General features: G+C 63.9%; 21 protein-coding genes. 2 read left to right on the top strand and 19 right to left on the bottom strand.

The window, feature by feature from the left end; all coding sequences use genetic code 11:
- Window positions 1–63 precede the first annotated feature (63 nt).
- Window positions 64–663 (top strand): hypothetical protein, encoded by a 600-nt coding sequence (locus ACIBK2_RS27835; protein WP_396971239.1) that lies wholly within the window; start codon window positions 64–66, stop codon window positions 661–663.
- Window positions 664–677: 14 nt separating this feature from the next.
- Here the strand turns inward: ACIBK2_RS27835 and ACIBK2_RS27830 are convergent, their stop codons facing one another.
- The 17 genes from ACIBK2_RS27830 to ACIBK2_RS27750 form a co-directional block, all read right to left on the bottom strand.
- Entirely contained in the window at window positions 678–2300 is a 1623-nt protein-coding gene (locus ACIBK2_RS27830; RefSeq protein ID WP_396971237.1) for a hypothetical protein, read from the bottom strand.
- Window positions 2301–2550: 250 nt separating this feature from the next.
- Entirely contained in the window at window positions 2551–3294 is a 744-nt protein-coding gene (locus ACIBK2_RS27825; RefSeq protein ID WP_396971235.1) for a DUF4333 domain-containing protein, read from the bottom strand.
- 173 nt (window positions 3295–3467) lie between these two features.
- Window positions 3468–4232: a hypothetical protein gene (locus ACIBK2_RS27820; protein WP_396971233.1), complete on the bottom strand. Its 765-nt coding sequence runs from the start codon at window positions 4230–4232 to the stop codon at window positions 3468–3470.
- A gap of 73 nt (window positions 4233–4305) precedes the next feature.
- A complete protein-coding gene (locus tag ACIBK2_RS27815; RefSeq protein WP_396971231.1) occupies window positions 4306–6393 on the bottom strand; it encodes a hypothetical protein in 2088 nt (695 codons plus the stop codon).
- Between the two features lie 71 nt (window positions 6394–6464).
- A complete protein-coding gene (locus ACIBK2_RS27810; protein WP_396971230.1) occupies window positions 6465–6767 on the bottom strand; it encodes a hypothetical protein in 303 nt (100 codons plus the stop codon).
- A gap of 167 nt (window positions 6768–6934) precedes the next feature.
- A complete protein-coding gene (locus tag ACIBK2_RS27805) occupies window positions 6935–7255 on the bottom strand; it encodes a hypothetical protein (RefSeq protein WP_396971228.1) in 321 nt (106 codons plus the stop codon).
- 93 nt (window positions 7256–7348) lie between these two features.
- Window positions 7349–7501, bottom strand: coding sequence for a hypothetical protein (locus ACIBK2_RS27800; RefSeq protein ID WP_396971226.1), 153 nt, complete (start codon window positions 7499–7501; stop codon window positions 7349–7351).
- A gap of 98 nt (window positions 7502–7599) precedes the next feature.
- Window positions 7600–8259 (bottom strand): hypothetical protein, encoded by a 660-nt coding sequence (locus tag ACIBK2_RS27795; RefSeq protein ID WP_396971225.1) that lies wholly within the window; start codon window positions 8257–8259, stop codon window positions 7600–7602.
- A gap of 39 nt (window positions 8260–8298) precedes the next feature.
- Window positions 8299–8751: a hypothetical protein gene (locus ACIBK2_RS27790; RefSeq protein WP_396971223.1), complete on the bottom strand. Its 453-nt coding sequence runs from the start codon at window positions 8749–8751 to the stop codon at window positions 8299–8301.
- Window positions 8752–8997: 246 nt separating this feature from the next.
- Window positions 8998–9195, bottom strand: coding sequence for a hypothetical protein (locus ACIBK2_RS27785; RefSeq protein ID WP_396971221.1), 198 nt, complete (start codon window positions 9193–9195; stop codon window positions 8998–9000).
- 614 nt (window positions 9196–9809) lie between these two features.
- Window positions 9810–10025, bottom strand: a complete 216-nt coding sequence (locus ACIBK2_RS27780; RefSeq protein WP_396971219.1) for a hypothetical protein — start codon at window positions 10023–10025, stop codon at window positions 9810–9812.
- Window positions 10026–10483: 458 nt separating this feature from the next.
- Window positions 10484–11179: a hypothetical protein gene (locus tag ACIBK2_RS27775; protein WP_396971217.1), complete on the bottom strand. Its 696-nt coding sequence runs from the start codon at window positions 11177–11179 to the stop codon at window positions 10484–10486.
- Between the two features lie 40 nt (window positions 11180–11219).
- A complete protein-coding gene (locus tag ACIBK2_RS27770) occupies window positions 11220–12014 on the bottom strand; it encodes a hypothetical protein (protein ID WP_396971216.1) in 795 nt (264 codons plus the stop codon).
- Window positions 12014–12796: a hypothetical protein gene (locus ACIBK2_RS27765; protein ID WP_396971214.1), complete on the bottom strand. Its 783-nt coding sequence runs from the start codon at window positions 12794–12796 to the stop codon at window positions 12014–12016. The genes ACIBK2_RS27770 and ACIBK2_RS27765 overlap by 1 nt, the downstream gene beginning before the upstream one ends.
- Before the next feature lie 90 nt (window positions 12797–12886).
- Window positions 12887–13204 carry a hypothetical protein gene (locus tag ACIBK2_RS27760; protein ID WP_396971212.1) on the bottom strand — a complete coding sequence of 106 codons (318 nt, stop codon included), beginning with the start codon at window positions 13202–13204 and terminating at the stop codon, window positions 12887–12889.
- Window positions 13201–13455 carry a hypothetical protein gene (locus tag ACIBK2_RS27755; protein ID WP_396971210.1) on the bottom strand — a complete coding sequence of 85 codons (255 nt, stop codon included), beginning with the start codon at window positions 13453–13455 and terminating at the stop codon, window positions 13201–13203. The genes ACIBK2_RS27760 and ACIBK2_RS27755 overlap by 4 nt, the downstream gene beginning before the upstream one ends.
- Before the next feature lie 109 nt (window positions 13456–13564).
- Window positions 13565–13789: a helix-turn-helix domain-containing protein gene (locus tag ACIBK2_RS27750; protein ID WP_396971208.1), complete on the bottom strand. Its 225-nt coding sequence runs from the start codon at window positions 13787–13789 to the stop codon at window positions 13565–13567.
- Window positions 13790–13932: 143 nt separating this feature from the next.
- On the opposite strand from ACIBK2_RS27750, the gene ACIBK2_RS27745 reads away from it, so the two are divergent.
- On the top strand, window positions 13933–14190 hold the full coding sequence (locus tag ACIBK2_RS27745) for a helix-turn-helix domain-containing protein (RefSeq protein WP_191093744.1): 258 nt from the start codon (window positions 13933–13935) through the stop codon (window positions 14188–14190).
- 188 nt (window positions 14191–14378) lie between these two features.
- Here ACIBK2_RS27745 and ACIBK2_RS27740 read toward each other — a convergent pair whose 3' ends face one another.
- Window positions 14379–14549, bottom strand: a complete 171-nt coding sequence (locus ACIBK2_RS27740; protein WP_396971206.1) for a hypothetical protein — start codon at window positions 14547–14549, stop codon at window positions 14379–14381.
- A 355-nt stretch (window positions 14550–14904) separates the two neighbouring features.
- Window positions 14905–16809 carry a VanW family protein gene (locus ACIBK2_RS27735; protein WP_396971204.1) on the bottom strand — a complete coding sequence of 635 codons (1905 nt, stop codon included), beginning with the start codon at window positions 16807–16809 and terminating at the stop codon, window positions 14905–14907.
- Window positions 16810–17027: the final 218 nt, after the last annotated feature.

The following is a 17027-nucleotide window of genomic DNA, read 5'->3' as shown; positions in this document are numbered from 1 at the left end:
AGCGCCGACCTCGCGTGTTGTGGTGAGATCGGGATGCGTTCTCGACCAATGGCTAGGAGATCCATGGCACCGGCTTTATCGCGGCGGATCGTGGGGACTCTCAACGCCGTGCTTGCGGTCCTGCTCGTAGGTGGTTGCGGCACCCAGGATCACAGCGTCGGGCCCGAGTGGAGCCGGGTACCGGAACTGACCTATCTGAGCGACTTTCCGGTCGAGAACGAGCTCACCGATGCGGTCGCTCAGCAGCGATCGGTGGCGCATCTTGTCGCTACCGCTCGTGCGCTACCGGACCGGTTGCGGTTCGAGCTGGCCCGAACACCAGACATCTTCTCGTGCGTATTCGACCCCAAAGCCGTGGACCCACCGCTGCGAGTGATGACCAGTTACGCGATTCCGGGCACGCAAGGCCGGGAGTACGACTATCTGAAGTCGTTCGAATCGACGTGGCGGAGCTTCGGGTGGTCGACCAAGTTCGACCAGTACGACTATCGGACGAACTACCGTGAACCCGCCGTTGTCAAAGCCGACTCGGCGGATCACTACACCTTGATCGCGCAGTTCGCGGAAAACGGTGGCGTGACCGTCTATACGACATCGCCGTGCTTCCCGCACGACCGGAAGGTGGGAACGAGCGAGCCGCCCGCTGTCATCCAGGGCGGATGACGCGGACCTCGCCGCTACGACCAGCGTGCGGTGTAGGTCAGCGCGGCCTGCGATTGCCGCATTTTCGATCGCCTGAACTCGTTGTCGATGTCCGGCGTGGAGATGTTGATCGTCATCGACTCATCCACTTGATCGCCCGAAGCGTTCGAACGCGGGAAGGCACGATCAGGCATCGCCATCGGCCGGGCCAAGCCCGCCATCGCGTTGGCATCGCCGTTGATCGCCCGCAGCAGTGACCGATTCGCCGCTGCCGCTTTGGCATTCACGACGAATTCGCCGTTCGACAGCCAGGTGGGAATCATGTCGCCGATCGAGGAACCCGGACCGGATACCTCGCCGCCCGCGGCGTAGACCGCGACCTTGGGCGGGCTGTCCACGGTACCGAGAGCGGTAGATGGCTTGTCGACTCTGGTCATCTGGCCGGGCACGTACACCTTCGAGTCATCCCAGATCGGATAATAGAACGGCTTGAACGCGTCCGGGCCGGAGCCCAGATCGTGGTGTGCCCACAGGTTGACCGCGGGCCCGAGCCTGGTGCCTGGCCCGAGGCCATGATCACCGGCCGGATCCAGCACGAGGCGGTGGGTCGCTCCCGTCGGGTCGTCTTGATACGCCTCGAAGGAGGGGAAGTTGGTGCGCGTCCCGTTGATCGTGGCGCCCTCCGAGCCCGGGGTACCAGGGGCACCGTGTCCGGGTCGGATGACGATGTCACCGTTCACGGTTCCGGTGGTACGACCGAGATCTGGATTGAACCCGTCCCTGGCTCCGTACTGGATCCGGACCGAACCATCTTCGGTCTGCCAGACATTCGCCTCCGGCACCGCGACCCTGACGACATCGGGTTCCTTGGAATGCGGCTTCGGCTGCACCGACGGATTCTGCCGCATCACCACGAGTCCGCTCTCGTAGTCGACGTACATGGTGACCTTGGCGTGCTCGGGATCGAAGTGCGGGTCCGCCGCCCGCTTGTCGCCGAGATTCAGTTCATTGGTGTAGGCATTCCACACATCCTCGTTCTCGATCCAGTGCGCGGTGCGGACTACACCCTGACCCGGCACCGGATTGATCCGCGCGACCCGGATCTCCGGACCTACACCCTTGTATTTCGGGTCGTAGCTGTTCGGGTTCAGTGCCTCCGCGGTCGTCCATTCCGTTGGGCTCCGCGGCTCGCGGCGAAATATCTTGTAGAAAGCCGCGCTGGACGCCGCCTTGCGAAGGTCGTTGTCCACGAAGGAAAGTCCCGCGTGCAAGCCACCTCCGAACAGTCCCTCCGGCACCATTCCACGCAGCTGCGACGCCACTCCCGACACGTTGTCCAGCAGGCCGGGGGCCGCTCGATCAAGGAGTTCGTTCAGGCTAGGGATCCGCGCTGGACTACCGCCGATACGGAGGGTCCGTTCCGCCGGTACCGCCGGCGTCTCCGATTGACCGGCGCCGATCGCCAGTCGCCCGGGGGCGGTGCGGAACGAACCGTGCTCGGCAGGGTTCCGCAATACACTGCGATCGAATACGCCGACCGGCGCGAGGGGCGCCGGGATGTTCTTGGCACTCGGCACAGCCGGTTCGGCGAATCGCCGCGGCGCCGGCTGCACCAACGAACGCACTAGTTCATTGACAGGGTTATCGTCGAAGCTCACAATACTTCCTTACTTGGCGCCTTTTCGTGGCGAATGCAGCCGGGTGGATCTCATTGATATCAACAGACCGACGCGGCAACGAGCTATCGATGGCTTCAGTACGGCGAGGTAAGCATCGCAATAAATTCTGCGGCGGTTAGTTCACGCCGAAATAGCAGACCAGCGGAACTCCCAATCGAACCGGCTCTGCACGATCCGCAGGGTTCGACGGGATATGAATACCCTGTTCCTGCGCAATAAGGCCACCAGGCTAACGTAGCGGCTTGTCGTCGATGACCAACTCGACCTTCTTCTCCGGACCCGAAACCCGCGCAGTCGCACCCCACTTCGCGCCACTGGATTCAGTGAACGCGCAACGCATGCTCGCACCGGTTTCGTTATGCAACAGACCAGCACAGGACGCTGCGACAGGAGCCGAACCCACCTGGGCAGTGCGATATTTCACGAGTTCTTCAGCAATATCTTTCGGGGCAATGAAATCAGCCATCGAGGTATCGTATTTGAAGGAATCGTTGGAGACTTCCGTCAATCTGAATTCGATATCCCATTTGCCGTCATTGACCTCGGTGAGCTCACAGGAGCGAGACGAGTCCACGACGGATCGCTGCAGACCCTTGCAGTCGACCGACTTCGGCTTGACACCTGCCACCTCTTCGTAAGACTGACCAACGTTTTCTTCGGCCGTCTCGATCGGCACCAACTCGTCATCGAAGACAACATGAATCTTCGCCTTGTCATCGGCCAGCTCGGAAACTTGTGCCGTAACCGGCCAATTCACATTCCGACGGTCAGTCACCACGCATTTCTGCGAAGCTCCGACCCGCCAGTCGAGCTGCGCCGCGCAGGAGACCTTCGATGGATCTTCTTTTGCTTGTTCCTTGAAGAGACCAGCAATAGTCGCAGTGGTGTCTTCGTCCGCCACATTCGCGTGTCCCACACTGACCGAACACGCGGTCAACGCGACAAGTGGTAGCGCTAGTAGTAGTCGGCGCATCGAGCCCCTCCCGAAGTTATCCCCTCGCCTGGCGACCCTCGCCACCGGCCACCCGAGTTATATCACGGCATGATGGCCAGAACACGACAAACAGGTCACCTTCGAGCCCATCGAGTTAGCTGACAATTCACCATTGCGGGACATGGCTGCAATTACGTCAGCAATCGACAGCTTCAGTCCGGCGGGGTAAGCATCGCAATAAAATCTGCTGTGGTGAGTTCGCGTCGGTGACCGCGAGGATTGTTGACCATGAATTCGAGGGTGGACAGCAGTGCGTTCGGCTCTACATTGAAAGCCTGCAACAATATTGTCCACTCGCCATCGGCGTCTTTCCGTTTCAGGAACCGTGGGCCTCGCGAGCGGTCGATTGTCGATTCAGTCGGACACACAACTGTTACCGCCGGACCGAGATTGGGAATTGTTCTGGGAATCACACTCGAAATAGACGACCATTTGAATTCCCAGTCGAATCCGCTCTGCACGATGCGCAACGTTCGGCGTGTGAGCAGGATTCTGTTACGCCGAAGGATGGTGAAGTGCCCGACGAGCATCGGTACGAGAATCACTGCCACCAGGGCGCCGGCCGGTCCGAACCATTCCGGAGCGTTACCGGTGAAGCCGCCCCACGCCGCTTCCAAACCCACCAACACGGCCAGTCCGTTTATCAGCACTATCGGGCTCGTCCAGGGCTGATAGCGCACGGCTACCACGTCTTCGGTTACTTCTGCGGCGAGATGACCGCCCCGAATCGATCCGGCAATCAGGATCAGACCACCCGAGCACATCACAATTATGAAATACATCGGTATTCTGCCGATGCCGAACAAAGATAATACGACCAGGAGCACGCCGAGCAAAATTCCGAAGAGTCCCGGGGAGCCATCCCATCTAGGCGTCCATTGATATCCGATAGGTACCGGAACTGTTCTGTTGATCATCGCCTACCCCGCATGTCGACAATTATGCGGGCAGCGGTTGCGCTGCGCCAGCCCAACCGAGTCGCGCCCACCCCTAGCTCACGGTGTACGCCATGGCACGTTGATGTTCCCAGAGCTTCGCCTTCTGGAACGCGGCGTCGAGATCTGGGGTCGAGATATGGACAGACAGCGACCGATCGACGGTGCCTCGACCAGATTCGGGGTTCGGGCTGACCCCCTCCGGACCTATCGCCCCGGCCGGGAGACCCAACCTACGTAGAAGGAGCATGTCACGGTTGATCGATTGCAGCAGCGGATCATTCAGATCAGTGGCTGGTCCGCCACTCGCCACTTCGCCACCGGCAGCACGCTTTTTCGGGCTCACACGTTCGAGTTTTTCGGCCACAGCCCCTTGCTTTTGCATCCATTCCGTGTAATCCGGGGGATAAGTTGCTCCGCCGCCGAATGATCCGACAAAGGGACGTGGAATATCTCCGCCGGCCCAGTCCGGGTGTTCTTGATTGAGGCGCTCTTGTAACGACCTCAAAGCTGCCGGGTCGTCAGGTAACAGAAATCTCTGATCAGCGGTCGGACCCAACATTTCGTATTGCAGCCCTTTGGTTGTGCCATAAGCAACGATGCCGCCGACCACGGTGCCGACCACCAATCCCACCACGTTGCCAACGATCGGCACTTCAGACCCCGCCAGCATGCCGGTAAGCGCCGAGGCACCCACACCCGCCAGTGAGCCTGCCCCGTACCCGACCACCGCGCCACCGAGTTCGGAATAGACCGCAACCTGAGGATCCATCTTCCCATCGATATCACCTTCGACGGCGGCGGCCGCGGCCAACAAGCTTACGGCCGGTCCCAATCGGCTCAGCCCTGTCTTCAAGTCGCCGAACTTTATGTCGTCGACCCAAGAGCTCCAGGACGGGGGCGCGTACTGACCGGCGCCGATTCCCATCCGCGCACCCTCGTATACACCCGCGGTAGCTGCGGCACTGGCCGCATTCTGTATGTCCCCTTCTGTCGGCTTGAGCGTGAATTCCTTGAGCTTGGAATCCGTGGGAACAAACGTACGCGACCCATCTGCATGGAAGTAGATACGTTTTACACTCGACGAATCATTGATATCGACATAGAGTGGACGACCTGTCGCATCAACCTTGAAGTCATAAGAGGTTCCGTACCCTTGGAAAGGATCGTCGTGGTGAGCGCTGAAACTTGTCGTGATAATCGGTGGCTGCCCCGGCATTGTGATGATCTGACGCGTTGCCGTCACATTGCCTTCGACAGTTTCTTCATTCTGGACGAGGCCACCGGAGGGTAGCCTGACTGTCGAGTTCGGTACATGATATCTGGAGTCGAACTGCAACGCAGTCCTGTCCTCGACGCCCCAAGGCTGGATCGGTCGGGCGTCCACCTTTCCACCCCAGAGGTCCATCAACGTCCCGAAACCACCGTCGGCGGGCTTTCCTGGCGGATCGCCGAGAAAATGGGTGGGAATTGGCAGGGCCGGCTTTCCGGGTGGGATCGGCGCATTCGAATAGGGCAATGGCCCTGCTTTGGGCTGTTGGACTCCGAGCAGCTGCGTGTACCCGTCCCCGAAGGAGACGGGTGGTCGCGTGTCGCTCTTCGGGACGGTGGGCCTGGGCGTCTGGACGCCGAGCATCTGGGTGAACGCGTCGCCGAAAGAAACCGGAGGTTTCGTGGTCTTGGGCGGCTGGACGCCTTGCATCTGAGTGTATGCGTCGCCGAAAGAAACCGGCGGGGTTGCGACTTTCGGTTTGTCGGACAAGACATTGAATGGCAGTGTCGAGGTTCCGCCGGGCTTCGGCTTCGGCGGCAGATTCGCGCCAGGGACCAGCACATTCAGTACGTTGTCGTTCGGGGGCGGCGTATTCCGACCCGTGTTGTTCGGCTGAGCCGGGCCGGCCAGGTTGCCGAAGAGCACATTGTCGATCGTCGGCCTGGTCGTATTGTTCGGCGTTGGCTGCGGAGCAGGCTTCGGGGGCGGCGACGTAGTCAGCGGGTTGACCGGGGCAGGTTGCTGTTTGCCCGGATTCGGACGCGGTTCAGGCGGTGGCGGGTTGTAGAACGGTGTCGGCTGGCCGGGTTGATCAGGACGATATGGTTTGTCCGGGTCAAAGGAGGAGCCGGGTTTTTTCATATCAGCCATTGGTGAGCTCCATAACTGGTCGGATCTACACGGTTCGGTAAGAACACACCGCGGCCCCGGCACTCAACCGATCAATCGTCTGGCACCGGTGTGGTGAACTCGTCGATAAGCTTTTGCATGGACCGCAGACGACGCTCCTCGCGGAGCTGATCGAGCGCGGTCATCGGTCGAGGCATCGGGTTGACCGAGGGGGGATCGGCACCGGCGGCCGCGATTACCGCAGCCTGCACCCCTTGGAGAGCATCGATGACAGACAGCAGCAGGTAGGTTTCGAGGGTGTAGCCCTCCGGCGTCGGCCCGACCGCGCCGGCGAAATCATCTGTCGCACCGGCATCTTCGACCGCAACCAACTGTTCGGCGAGTTCGCGGTCCATCACAAGGGCCGTCTTGTACTGGGATCCGCGCGGTAGCCGGTCTTTGAATCGCCAGATCGTCCGCCAGTCACGGGTTCGTAATTCTTTGGGCCCGAAGCAGTCCCGGACGTCGATGCCGCGTTCGAGTAAGTCGTAGTCGAGTGCGACACCGAATCGGTCCCAGAACGCTACGAGCCCTCGGATCCCCCCGGCAGTTCCGCCGCACCTGCGCCGAACAGGAACGCGTAGAGGTCGTGCTGGAAGGCGAGCCAGTCGTCGAAGGGCCGCTCCGCATACAGCGCCTCTACCGCCGCGTACTGGTCGCCGAGCAGAATCTCCAACTGTTCGTCCTCGCTCTGCGCTGCGCGCATGGCCTTGAGCTGACCGCGAGTAATGGGCTGGATGACGATGTCGTCGGTGAGGCGGTACGGACCGCGACGGCGGCCGCCGAGTTCTTCCTGTAGCTCATAGAAGCGTCCGGTACCAGTGGCGCCAGGGGTTGATGTCATGAGGTCTCCGGTCTCATCGAAAAGTGGAATAGCGGAGATCGACGACCGTGCGAGCGCGCTGACGAGCGACAACTTCGGACGGCCGTCGATCGCTCACTTGCGGCGGCCTGCGGCCTTCGCGGCCTCGGTCTTTTCCTGGTGCCCCAGGCTGAAGACGGCGTTCACGTAGGCGGAGGCGTCGAACACCTCGTAGTCGGTGGTGCCGTCGGTCATCGTGACGGGGTACTGGGTGGGAATCGCAGACATAGTTGGTCCTGTCATCTCTCCGGTGCTGATTCGGGGAAGAAGTGGGCGCGTGCCGGGACCGGAGATATCCGGCACGCGCCCACGATCGAGAACCGACGTCAGGCGGACGCGATACCGGCCTTGGTGAGGAGCTTCTTCCAGCCCGCGCCGCCGAAACCGTGGGCGACCGAGTAGCCGGCGGTGGTGTCCTTGAACGCGGTCAAGGTGAGCTTCTGCGAGATGATGTTGGTTGGGGTCCACTGCTCGCCGCCGTACTTGCTGACGGCGACCTTCGGGAGCACCTTGAAGACATAGATCGGGGTGGCGTCATTGCCGTCCTTGCCGATCACGATCGCGGAGTAGTAGGTGATCTGCTCGGCCGTCGGCTGGGCGAAGAAGACCTCGCCGGAGGTCGCGTTGGCCTTGACCTGGTCGAGGTTGGCGTTGGTGGTCAGCGCGAGGGTGAGCGCGTTGGTCTGCTGCGTCTCGAACTCGAGGGTGGTGATGTCGCTGGTGATGTCGTTGCGCGACGGCTGCAGTTCACCGTACGACTCGATCGGTGCCGCGGTGATGCCGCGGGCGAACGCCACACCGGTCTTCTTGTCGATCAGACCGACCGACTTGAACGCGGCGGGCAAGGGCTGCAGAGCGCCGGTGGCGTCGGTGAACGGGCTGGGGATGGCCGTCGGCCACGGGGCAAGGAACACCGCGGCGTCGAGCGGCTTCAGCAGCAGCTCGTGCTGTGCGTCCTTGAGCTGAGTCAGGTTTGTGCCGGGCATGTATGAATCTCCATTCGTAGGAACGATTTCGACCGCCGGTTACTGGCGGCGTGCGTGCAGCGCGAAACCCAGCTCGACCATCCGGTCGAGTGGGTCGAGGTTGGGGAAATCCGCATTACCCTGGCTGCGCTGCACGGTGGGTGGGAAGTACTTCACTTCGTCGGCGGCGATCTCTTCCGCCCAATCGACGAGCACGCCGTTTACCCGGGTGCCCGGCGCTGCGAGCATCGCCGTTCGCGCCTTGTCCGCAAGCTGTGCGGCGTCGGCCCTGGTCTGGCCTAGTGCGACGACGCGCACCTTCGCGATATAAGTGATCGCGTTGGCGTCCAGGCTGCCGCTGACCTTGCGGATCCACAGGAACGGCAGCTTCGCCTGGATCAGGTCACCGGTGGCGGGCAGCGTCGTCGAGGTGGTGCCGACAGTGGCGAACAGGTCGACGACGAACTGCTCGAAATCCGGGAACTGGCCCGGGATCGGATAGGGAGCGGTCATCGCTTCACCTGTACTTCGACAGTCAAAGTGCCGGTGTTGTATACGGTTTCGGTCTCGTTATCGACGTCGTCGTGTGCGGTCAAGATCTTCTCCGGAGTTTCTGGTCGGATGGTCGAGCGCGGCCGCACCGACGGCGTGATCACAGGCCGAGGAGCGGGAGGAGCACGGGCAGGATCAGGGGTGCGAGATCGTAGGCCAGTTTCAGCAGATCGAGGACGATGGTGAGCATGGGTTCACCTCCTCTCCTCAGTGACGGCGGGATGAGTCCGGCACGATGCGGCCTGCGGCGACCAATGTGTTGAAGGCCAGTGCTTTTCGGCGGCAGTGGTCGGTGGAGCAGGCACGGTGGACGCGCATCGACTCGTGGGCCTTGGCGATGGTGAGTGGGGCTGCGGGCGTGGCGTGGTCGGCCATGTCGAGCAGTTCCGCGACGGTGTTGTCCAAGTCAGACCTCGGGTAGTCGAAAGGTCCACGGCGCCAACGGGTGCCGGTGCGGCGTGGGAGGTTTGAGCCCCACCCCCGATCAGGGGGTGTATCGGGGGTGGGGCGAAACGCCCCGGTCGCTTCTTCCGTCTACGACCGCGAGCGCAAGGGTCGGCGGGAGACGGGAGCGGAAACCGGGGCGGGTATGTGGCAGGCTCGTGCCCGCTTGTCGTCGATCTCGAAGAGTTTTCGGGGGCATGCCACATGTCGGGGGCGGAGCGGAATATGCTCTGCTGCTTCACCGTTCGCGGCCCCGTCCACGATGATGGACGGGGCCGCGATGGATAGAAGTATGAAAGTGATTGGCAGTAAAGAAGATTCCCGGGAAGTTCGGGATGAGGGCGCAGCTCTGGCGCTGCACAAAGCTTCACCTAAAGCGCGGCGGATGTCAACCCCCGAATACGGTTTAGCGTCGAAATCGCAGCTAGATAGCAACTTTTGGGCAGTCCAGCCGGGGTCGTGGATGGACCGGAAATGACGATTGCCCCGCCTCCTGCGAGGCGGGGCAATCATGTCTGCCCTCCGAGCCGATATGCCGTCCGTGGTGGATCAAGGCATATCGGTGTCTTCGATAACTACTTTGCCGAGCCCGACGCCGAGCCCGTGCTCAGCGCCTTGATGAGGTCGACGAGCACGGCGGACGAGCCGGTGCCCTCATCCACTACGTTGCGCTTGGCGTCGGCGCTGAGGCTGGCGGAGCCGGTGTCGGCGGCCGAGGCCAGGCCCGAACCGGCCAGGATGATGCCGGCGCTAGCCGCGAACACAACGCCGAACACGCGAATCTTGCTCATCTGGAAATCTTCCCCTTGAAGAATTGAACCCTCCATCGGCGACCTGCTGGTCGCCGAGCAAGATTTTTCTATCACAGGGATTCGTCGGTCAGCGACCTTTCAGCCACACCGTTGACTACGGTGCCATTGCCCATCGATAACGGGGCATGCACAGTGAGGGATTCGGAACAATACCTGCAAATCTGGTGTCTTACTGCGACTTCTACGGCCGCCCTGCCGACGCAAGGTCAAAATCTACATACCGGCATGTTGACGCCCCGCCAGTAGCACACGGGAGACGGAGCGTCCCAAACCCGCGAACCGATATCCAGCAACTCCAGAGCACGAATCCACGGGCAGCCGACTCGATTTCGAATGCCCAGCAATTCAGAAGTTATGTTGTGATTCATTTCATATGGAAGTGCTGTAACTTTCGGCCGCCACCACCGATTGACCTGCGGATCTTGTTTCAAGACACATCAATTCGAGTCTCTCGCGTCGGCCGAGACCCGACGGCGCGTCGGATACAGCAGATGTTCGTCCAATACCGCACCAACGGTGTACAACTCCGGCCACCCTGGCGCCCATGGTCCAGGGAGCGGCACGATCCTTCCTGCGTTCCTGAGTGTTTGAATCCGACGCACGGTCAGCCCCTGATACTGCGCACCGAGTTCCTTTGCCAGCGAGGCGATCCCGGACGCATTGAGCCGATGCCGCCGCGCCTGCGCCACCATCGCCTCGTCCAGCACCACCGGCGCCACGGGCGGGCAAACGATCCACAGCGCGGCCTGCACCACCGTCCGGATCTCCTCGGGCGCACCCTCCGCGCCCTCGGTCATGGCCAGCGCGATGAGGTTTCGGTCGAGCCAACGGGCCAGCCCCGGCGTGGACGGTGACCCGGCGTAGTCGAGACCACGCTGCTCGCACACCAGCCGCACCCAGGACACGAGGACCGCGTGCAACTCGTCGGCGGCACGGGAGGCGGCGGGGTTGTAGGGCAGCGGCTGTTCGCTCGGCCGGCGATTCATCCGGTAGTCGCCGCGGGTGCTGAGCCGGGACTGCCGGGTGCGGGCGATGCCGAGATCCTCGTCGAGGTCGGGGATTTCACGAAGCAGCTCGGCGAGCGCCCGGAGTTCCGCGCGGTCGAGGTAGAGGTGGTTCGGGTGCTCGGTCACCGGGAACCCGCCTTGGCAGACCATTGCGCGGTGGTGGTCGTCATGGTGTCGCTTCCTCTTCGGTGTGATGCCAGTGGTCGAGCGAGGTCACCGTGCGGTGATCGCAGCGGAGCACGGGCGGATCGGGATTGACGGCGAGCAGTTCGGCGGGTGGGTTACGCCAACCGGCGTCGTCGCACATCGCGCAGTTGCGGGCGGCCTCGCGGCGCTGGACCGCATCGGCACGCAGGTCGTCGCCGTGTGCGGCGTCCCACCGCTGCCTGGCGCGCCGGGCATCGGCGCAGGCACCGCACGGAGGCGGCGCCGGGTGGTTGCGGTGGACGGGACACTGCCGGGCCGGCGGCGCGGATCGTGCTCCCCTGGAAGAATTTCCAAGGTCATGGCCAGGGACAGGGGTTGCGACTTGCTCGGGCAGTTGGTCGACCGCCGGCTGAGCAGGGACCGAAGCGGTTGTCGCAGCAGATGTTCGAGCATTAGGTGCAGCACTTGCTTGCGCTCGAAGCTGCCGGGCCTGCCCGGATACCTGGCCACCTTTGCGACCCGCGTCGGCCCGTTTCCGGCGTCGGTCTTCGATCTCGGCCTTGGACATCTGCCGTTCGGCCCAGTCGTGGAACCGGTAGCCGCCGTCCACAGTCGTCCACAGCCCAACCTCCACAAGCTTTTTCGCCTGGGCCGCCGAGCCGAGGCCGCGCACGATCGCGGCGGGCACGAAACCCTCGGTGAGCTGCTGCATCGACCACGAACCCGCCCGCACCCACAGGCCCATCGCGGCATTGCCCGCCGCGACGGCCTTGGGATGGAAGCCGAGCTGGTCGTCGACCTGGAACCAGGGCATCAGCGGGCCCCCACAACCACCTCACGGTTGATCGCCTCGGCGAGCAGCCGGGCGTGGCCGTGTCGGATGTAGTCCTCGGTGTGCCGCCCGTCGAACAAATAGCCGCGGGCGTAGGCGATGGCACCGCCCCAGGTACGCCAGTTCGCCGGCGACCACCAGCGTTGCAGCTGGCGACGGGTGGCGATCTCGATGATGCTCTGCCCCCAGCGCACCATGGCCTCCGGCCCGGACAGGCTGAAATACGCACTGAGATCGGCGATCAGACGCAGCGGATTCCCGGCGGGCAGCGCGGTGATCGGATCACCTGCCGCGGCAACCCAATACGTCGGGATCTTGGCGATATTCCGCTGCCCGATCACGCCGTAGCCGCCGGGATCCTTGCCGAGGCACCGGCCGGCCGGCCGCAGCGGGTCCGCGATCAGGGCACAGGCCACCACCTCAATCTGCGGGAACAAGCCGTTCCCGATATCGGCGGCGAGGTCGCCCGCGATGCCCGCTCCTTGTGAATAACCTGCCAGCAGTACGCGATTGGGTGTTGCCTCGATCGCCTCGAGCAGCGCGCGCCTGCCGATGGCGACGCTGTCGGCGAACGCGACGTGCCGTCCGTAATCCGCCGGGTAGGGCACCATTCGCACGACAAAACGCTTCGGGTCGAGGGCGTCGGCAAACGCGGCAGTGATCGCGTCGCCGTTCGGATTCCAGGTGCCTCCGACCATGAGCACATCGATGACCTCGCCGGGAGCCAGCAACTTGCCGAATAAACGGCGGCCGAAAATGGCCACGGACCTTTACCTTTCGTCGACGACGAGACCGGATGAGCCCATGACGGAACCACCCGATCACGTCGGAAATGAGATTCGAGGAGCGCCGGATCAGCGGGACGCGGGAATTGGCGGACCGGGGCGTGCTGCCGCGGTGCCACAGTGATCGCAGGTATCTGCCGCTGCGACAGTGGTTTCCAGTCGAAGATTCGACGGATGGGTGGCGATGGCATTGCCGATTTCGGCACAAACCGGATTGGGATAGCCGTAATCGACGTACACCATTCGGTGATCCACGTCGACGATGACGCCGTGTTCGGTGGCGCCGCGTTCGGCCGCGAGCCCGATGAAGGTGACGCGGGCACCGATATGGTGCCGGAATATTTCGAGGGCTGGGTTCGCGCGACGGGTTCGCGCCGGCTTTCTCACCGCGGGCTCTGTTCGTCGTCGGCCGGCGCTTGCGCCCCGCGATGCGGGGTGGCAACGAGGGTCGTACTGCGCACCCGAGGTTCGCGTGGATCGTGGATGAGAACCACTGCGACGGCATGTGGTTCATCGCCGCCGAGATAGGGAATGCCGGAGATGCCGGGCCGCCATGCACCGAATCCGGCGAGCCGCGGCACGCTGCGCGCGACCTGATCGAGGGCCGTCGCGGCGGTAGCTGATCGATCGCTCAACACAGCTCATCCACCTTGTGGCACAGCGTGATTCGCATCACAAAATGTTTGATGCGACACGCCGAGCTCCCCAGTTGAGACTCGCCGGGCGACCGGCGGTCATCGGCGACGGTCATCGCATCTCCCCCTCGTCGGGCAGCAGGTCGACAACGCGGCAATCCAGCGCCGCGGCGATCCGAACGAGCTCGTCCACCGTGAACGAGCCGTGCGCGGCAAGCAGGCTGCGCAGGTCGGAAGCCGGCAGCCCGGAACATGCGGCCACGTCCTCGAGACAAAGTCCCGCGTCGGACATGGCGCGCCGCACTCTCCCGGCAACCATGTGGTCTAGGTGTTCCATACGGAGCACATTAAGGTCCGTTCGGACCTGTTGCAACTCTTCCGTGACCTTTATGGGTGAAATGCCCGGTACCAGCGGGGATCCTCGGCGTTTTTACGGCATGTCGTTTGCCAGGTAGCCATTCGGACCTCAGAATGGTCCGTATGGGTGTGGAAAAGGTACCTTCGGACATCAATCGTGCGGTCGGAGCGGAGCTCAGGGCGGCCAGGGCTCGACGGGCTCTGACGCGCCCGCAACTCGCCGCGCTGACCGGACTCGGGGTCAGCACGATCCAACGCTTCGAAAACGGCGATCGATCGCCGGACATGCAGCAGCTGCACGCACTGTGCACCGCGCTCGACATTCCCATGCGGGAGTTCGTTGCCGCAGCACTGCGCGATGTCGAACGCCCCGAGGAGTAGCGCGACACAACAGCACATCGCCCTCCGCTGCCGTCGCCACCCAGGTCCCGGCGGCGCGAAAGCTACTGCGCGGGACAATAAGCCGGACCGACGACCGGCGAACTGTTGCGGCGCAACACTTCACGCCCTGAAATCGGCGCCAGCGCCGTGAAGAGCCGTGCGGGCACTGCGGCCGGCACGGGAAACGCCTACGCGCAGCGTGGATCTGCGCCGTCGACCACCACCATGTCATCGACGATCACGCCGGTTGCCGCCTCGGCGTACTGCAGCACCGCCTCGATCGGGTCGACACCCATCGCCCACGCCGCGCGCACGACGTCACACAACGTGCCGTTGCCCTGCACAACTCGCAGAGCCACGTCATCTCCGATAGCAATACCCAGCGTGACTGCGGCGTTGCTTCCCCGCCCTGCCGCATACGGTCTGACTGAGTCGATCTGGTCCACGACTGTTATCCCCTTCACTCGCTCTACCTTGAGCCCCACTCCGAGACGGAACCGGACTTGCGTCCCGGAATCTGGCGTAGTTATATCCCATTCGCCGAGGGGTCGCCCACCAAAGTCGCCCTGCCGCAGAATGTTTCGTCGCGCCCCCGCCCGACCAGCGACGCGCTACCGGATAGCCAGAAGTTGGCTCGAGCCGCGAGAAGCAGCCAGGTGGCGGCGACGCGCGGCTCGTCGACGGGGACGGGGTGCTACCCCGGAGTCGTTGCGCTCACTCACATTTCACGACGGGGATGGGGTCGTACTTGACCGTCCTGGTGTGCCGGTAGACCTCGCGACCGGAGCGCTTGTCGGTGATGATGCGGGTGTCGGACGTGGTGAAGCCCGGCGCGCCCTCGGAGGCGATGCAGTCCTTGCCCTTGGGCAGCTTCACGGTGGTCGGCTCCGTTGGCTTGGTCCGGTCACCGGTGACGGATTCGACCTCGACGGTCTTGGTGCCCCAGAGTCGAACGGTCACTTCGGAATCCGTGGTTACGGCCTCGATGTAGACACCGGTGGGGGTGTTGTTGCGGAAGCTCAGATCGATCGCGCCGTCGAAGACGGTCGCCTCGCGCGCGGCCGGGTAGCGGGAGATGTAGTAGCTGTGCTCGGTGTGGCCCGCGTCCTCCATGCCCGCGAAGTACGCGGCGTTGTAGAGGGTGGTGGCGAACTGGCTGATGCCGCCGCCGACGGCGGTGCCCGGCCTGCCGTGGTCGATGATGCCGGACTCGACGTAGCCTTCGGCCGTGCCGCGCGGTCCGGTGAAGTCGTTGAGCGAGAACGTATCCCCCGGCTTCACCACCGCGCCGTTCACCTTCCTGGCGACCACCTTGATGTTGACGCCGGATGGACCGCTGAATCCGTTGGTGGTGAACGAGCCCATCGGCTCGACGACGCCGAGTCCCTGCGCCGCCTCGGTGGTGAGCTTCGGCTCCACCTTTTCGTAGACCGCCTGGCCGTTGCGTTCCTGCGGCGCGGACAGCAGCGCGGTGAACTGCTCGAACGTCTTCGGCCAGTTGATCTTGTCGCCGACGACCGCGGGCACCACCGTCGGTTTGCCGCCGGTCAGCGCGAACGTCGCGTCCTTCGCCTCGATCTCCGTCGCCACCAGTTGGGGCGCCAGCAAACCGACCGCGATGTTCTGATCGATGGAAACGCCGAGGCCGCCCTGGCCGTCGGGCACGAAGGAAAGCACGGTGGCGATCTGCTCCGGGTCGAGCTTGGCCGACGCGCCCTTGCCCGCGAACGTGATCGGCGCGCGCACCGCGGGCTCGGCGACCGTGTGCAAGGCCTGATCGACCGCTTCCGGCCGCACGGTGAGCGGCGCGGGGTGCACCGGCAGGTCGAGCGTGATGCCGGTGATCCAGTTGCCGATCAGCTCGTCGCGGGCGGCGGAGACATCGAGAACTCGGCCGGGCACCGGGGCGACGGCGACGGGTCTTGCCTTGTCGAAGGCGATTGTTCCCTCGACGGACGGCCGGTCGTGCACGCGGAGCGCGGTCAGCTGGCGGTCCAGCGCGGCGTCGTCCACCGCGCTGGCCACCGCGACATCGCGGGCGGCGAAGAACGAGGCGAGCCGGGTGAGCGGATTGAGCGGCTGCGTCCCGATGCGCGCCCAGGTGCCGTCCCAGTCGACCGCCAACCCCGCGGCGGTCGGCACCAGCCGGGTCTGCACGTCACCGATGCGCAGCGGCAGCTCCCGGTCGGCTCGCGGGGTGAGCTCGGCGCGCAGCTTCGCGTCCGCGGCGGCGGTATCCAGGCCGCCGACCTCGATACCCGCGACAACGGTGCCACGCGGCACCTGCCCGGAGCACAGCGCCCAGTCGACCGCGTAGCCGATGCCGGCCACCGCGAGCACCGCACCGACCGCGATACCCGCCCGCTTCAGCACGGTGCGATTCAGCCGCTGCGGCGGTGGACCGGAGATCGGCCGCCGGGCCGGACGCTCGGCGGGCTCGGCCCGATGGGTGGCGCGCCGGGACGGGATGACCCGGATCGGTTCGGTGGGTGCCGAGTCGTCGACCGAGCCCTGGGCCGGGTTCGCCTTGTTGGCCTGGGCCGATTCGAGCAGCTGGCGTAAGCCGACCTCGCCCGCCGGTTGGTGGCCACGGCGTCCGGTGCTCGACTGGCTCGTCACGAACCGTCCTCCCCGTTCGGTTGAGTTGGGACTCACAGGATGCGAGTTCCCGCCAACGATAGTGCGCGACGCCGACATCGGCCGGTGAGCACCGATCTGCAGCAAACTCCGTGCAAAGGAGCAGGTGGTATACGCAAAGGGCCCCGCGCAGTTGCCGGGTCGGGGGTCTGGCAACTACGCGGAGCCGATCTGATTATCGGTGCGGCGCACCGTGCGTT

The sequence above is a fragment of the Nocardia sp. NPDC050175 genome, from assembly GCF_044459885.1.
Classification (GTDB): Bacteria; Actinomycetota; Actinomycetes; order Mycobacteriales; family Mycobacteriaceae; genus Nocardia.
Note: the sequence above shows the minus strand (reverse complement) of the source record. Positions and strands in the feature narration are given on the sequence as shown.

Bases quoted from the DNA above. Each gene is read 5' to 3' on its own strand.
- ACIBK2_RS27835 (WP_396971239.1), top strand. From the start codon at position 64: ATGGCACCGGCTTTATCGCGGCGGATCGTGGGGACTCTCAACGCCGTG.
- ACIBK2_RS27825 (WP_396971235.1), bottom strand. From the start codon at position 3,294: ATGCGCCGACTACTACTAGCGCTACCACTTGTCGCGTTGACCGCGTGT.
- ACIBK2_RS27820 (WP_396971233.1), bottom strand. From the start codon at position 4,232: ATGATCAACAGAACAGTTCCGGTACCTATCGGATATCAATGGACGCCT.
- ACIBK2_RS27815 (WP_396971231.1), bottom strand. From the start codon at position 6,393: ATGGCTGATATGAAAAAACCCGGCTCCTCCTTTGACCCGGACAAACCA.
- ACIBK2_RS27810 (WP_396971230.1), bottom strand. From the start codon at position 6,767: ATGGACCGCGAACTCGCCGAACAGTTGGTTGCGGTCGAAGATGCCGGT.
- ACIBK2_RS27805 (WP_396971228.1), bottom strand. From the start codon at position 7,255: ATGACATCAACCCCTGGCGCCACTGGTACCGGACGCTTCTATGAGCTA.
- ACIBK2_RS27800 (WP_396971226.1), bottom strand. From the start codon at position 7,501: ATGTCTGCGATTCCCACCCAGTACCCCGTCACGATGACCGACGGCACC.
- ACIBK2_RS27795 (WP_396971225.1), bottom strand. From the start codon at position 8,259: ATGCCCGGCACAAACCTGACTCAGCTCAAGGACGCACAGCACGAGCTG.
- ACIBK2_RS27790 (WP_396971223.1), bottom strand. From the start codon at position 8,751: ATGACCGCTCCCTATCCGATCCCGGGCCAGTTCCCGGATTTCGAGCAG.
- ACIBK2_RS27780 (WP_396971219.1), bottom strand. From the start codon at position 10,025: ATGAGCAAGATTCGCGTGTTCGGCGTTGTGTTCGCGGCTAGCGCCGGC.
- ACIBK2_RS27770 (WP_396971216.1), bottom strand. From the start codon at position 12,014: ATGCCCTGGTTCCAGGTCGACGACCAGCTCGGCTTCCATCCCAAGGCC.
- ACIBK2_RS27750 (WP_396971208.1), bottom strand. From the start codon at position 13,789: ATGGAACACCTAGACCACATGGTTGCCGGGAGAGTGCGGCGCGCCATG.
- ACIBK2_RS27745 (WP_191093744.1), top strand. From the start codon at position 13,933: ATGGGTGTGGAAAAGGTACCTTCGGACATCAATCGTGCGGTCGGAGCG.